The sequence below is a fragment of the Methylophilus aquaticus genome, from assembly GCF_030769565.1.
Lineage (GTDB): Bacteria > Pseudomonadota > Gammaproteobacteria > Burkholderiales > Methylophilaceae > Methylophilus > Methylophilus aquaticus.
Map to the genome: position 1 here is coordinate 1 of NZ_JAVCAP010000030.1, position 1,153 is coordinate 1,153.

Sequence of the window (1,153 nt, forward strand, 5' to 3'; positions counted from 1 at the left end):
TGCGTGGGTTCTTCGGGTACGTTTCATTGCTTTCTTTCTCTGCTTTCTGCCGCCTATCGGCTGCAAGGTTAAGCAAGAATATCACTTAAAACACTGTCCAGTTTTCCGGGTCCACCTCTAGATGTGTATCGCCGTACTGGACTCTGGTGGCAACCTGAAAAGCTTTACTCGAATGGATGATGCTTGGGTGGGCAGCATTGATATTGCCATCAAAAAAGCGAAAACCGCCTGTTACTTCGCCATGCCCTCTGGCGAAATCGGTAAGCTCTCAGTGCCTGGCTCGCCTTTGTACGGCATCGAGCACTCCAACGATGGCTTAATCACTTTCCCTGGTGGACTACCGATCGTGGATGAAGATGGGATATTGATCGGCGCGATTGGTGTCAGTGGCGACACGGTTGAAAATGATCATTTAGTGGCACAGGCGGGCGTGAATGTCGCTGGTGTTTGTGATGTGCCTAAGCATCCTTGGCGGACATAATTTCACCCCCTAAAAACATCTCAAATGCATAGCAACTAAAACATCTATCTTAAAGCAAAAGTGAGATTGATACGTTTTATGCAGGTTCAGAAACGAGATTATTTAAAACATTAATTATGATCTCGTTTTCTGTTAGCTGTAATAGAATTACTTTTAGCTTTACCCAGTAGTCTGATTCAACCGCTTGCATAATTGACAAAAATACTTCACTTGCAAACGCTGCTTCAAAAGCAAACCATTTGTCGCCCTTTAAAATTTGAGTTCTCGAAGAATTAAGATCTAAATCCATACTTCCACAAATATCAACTACAAGAAGAATTGGCATTGGCCATTCTAGACTGACTTGATTTTTTTGTGTTGACCAGTAATCAGGGAACAGGCTTGTGGGAACTTCAATTCCGTGAAATGAAATACGAGATACCGTCTTGAATTGCAAGTCCCTTGAGAGGAATTTCCGCATCAAAAGGTTTGCCTGATTTAATCACCCCGTAAATCAAATGCACCAGCTTGCGCATCACTGCACCAATCACTGCTTTGGGCGCCAGCCCATTTGAGCGCATTCTCTCACCAAACACCTTAAGCGCAGGATTATGTCGCAAAGCCACCATCCCCGGCATATAGAGCGCCTTTCGGAGCGCAGCATGCCCAGTTCTCGCAATCATGGTTCTACCT

General features: G+C 44.8%; 2 protein-coding genes and 1 pseudogene. 1 reads left to right on the plus strand and 2 read right to left on the minus strand.

The features are described 5' to 3' along the window. The first annotated feature begins 121 nt into the window (after positions 1 to 121). Positions 122 to 481 carry a GlcG/HbpS family heme-binding protein gene (locus tag Q9291_RS12195; protein WP_306390350.1) on the plus strand — a complete coding sequence of 120 codons (360 nt, stop codon included), beginning with the start codon at positions 122 to 124 and terminating at the stop codon, positions 479 to 481. 76 nt (positions 482 to 557) lie between these two features. Here the strand turns inward: Q9291_RS12195 and Q9291_RS12200 are convergent, their stop codons facing one another. Both Q9291_RS12200 and Q9291_RS12205 read right to left on the minus strand, forming a co-directional pair. Continuing rightward, positions 558 to 917, minus strand: a complete 360-nt coding sequence (locus tag Q9291_RS12200) for a hypothetical protein (protein ID WP_306390352.1) — start codon at positions 915 to 917, stop codon at positions 558 to 560. Then, positions 874 to 1,153: pseudogene (locus Q9291_RS12205) on the minus strand (hypothetical protein); the annotation flags it as partial. The gene Q9291_RS12200 and the pseudogene Q9291_RS12205, both read right to left, overlap by 44 nt.